At 46.3% G+C, this 1,063-nt stretch carries 2 protein-coding genes; both read left to right on the plus strand.

Translation table 11 applies throughout. From position 1 onward, the window contains the following. Nucleotides 1-518 (plus strand): M48 family metalloprotease (locus U4E84_RS18545; protein ID WP_322533525.1); only part of this gene is annotated, 518 nt, incomplete at its 5' end. A gap of 88 nt (nt 519-606) precedes the next feature. Then, nucleotides 607-909, plus strand: coding sequence for a hypothetical protein (locus tag U4E84_RS18550; RefSeq protein ID WP_322533526.1), 303 nt, complete (start codon nt 607-609; stop codon nt 907-909). The last annotated feature ends 154 nt before the right edge of the window (nt 910-1,063 follow it).

The following is a 1,063-nucleotide window of genomic DNA, read 5'->3' on the forward strand; positions in this document are numbered from 1 at the left end:
GTACAGTATCCTTCCCGGAGGCAGATTCTCCAGTGTATTTTGCTGCCGGAGTCAGTACCGGGGCCAATCAGTATATTCTTTTATCAGAGGATCTGGTAGCTGACTTCACAGAGGATGAGCTGAAAGCTGTGGTCTCGCATGAGGCGGCGCATATCGAGAATGGCGATACTAAGCTGGCCATACTGGTTGTATTCGGCTCTATCTTGACCGTTTTAGGTAGGAACCTGTTCTACGCTCAACTTGACTTCCGTAAAAGGGAGTTCAAAGCCGATAAATCGGCGGCAGAAGCGACAGGCCCTGAACCGGTTAAAAGAGCGTTGAGACGATTTGAAGAGAACGACCGTCTGAGAGCTAACAATGTGACAGGCCTTGGCATCTCCTCGTTTGGAGGTGCCACAAAGCGGCCCGAAGGAGTAGCCCAGTACTTCGATCTGTTCTTCGGAGAATATACAATTAGGGAGGCTCACCCTTCAGTCGATGAAAGGGTTAGCAGACTCACCGAATCAGAAAGTCTGTAATTACCTAGGCCTTGTCAACCATACCGTGTGATGTAAAATCTGCCGGGCCGGAGGCCTTGATGAGAAGGATGAAGCGGAGTCAGATGAAATGGCGTCTGAGACATTTGAAGTCAGTGATACAGAAACCACAGGTTTCTACGCTGAAATAGATTACGATGAAGTTTACAGTTGTGAATGGGAGTACACAACCAGTAACGGGGAGAGCTGGAGTGAAGATGCAGAAGGCTCGATGATTGAGATGCACTCATTTGAACCCACAGAGGATCAAGATGAGAGAGAATACATGATCACACAGGATGTCAGAACTGCTGATGACAGCCTATCATATCATTACGATAACAAGGATGAATTTACTGACAGTAACTCTGACCTGATAGAAGCAACTCCGTAAAGGCAGACTGAAAAATTTCTATTTTCAGGCCTCTTTTATTATTTCAATTCTACTTCTGGTTCATCTGCACTACCTGACGGAATAAGATCATGCTCAGTCGAGAATAAGTTACCTACTGCTGTCTGCATGATGTGCTTCAAGTTGTCTCTCCATA

This window comes from Halorubrum sp. AD140, from assembly GCF_034497445.1.
Classification (GTDB): Archaea; Halobacteriota; Halobacteria; order Halobacteriales; family Haloferacaceae; genus Halorubrum.

Coding starts and splice junctions, on each gene's coding strand:
- U4E84_RS18550 (WP_322533526.1), top strand. CDS start 607: ATGGCGTCTGAGACATTTGAAGTCAGTGATACAGAAACCACAGGTTTC.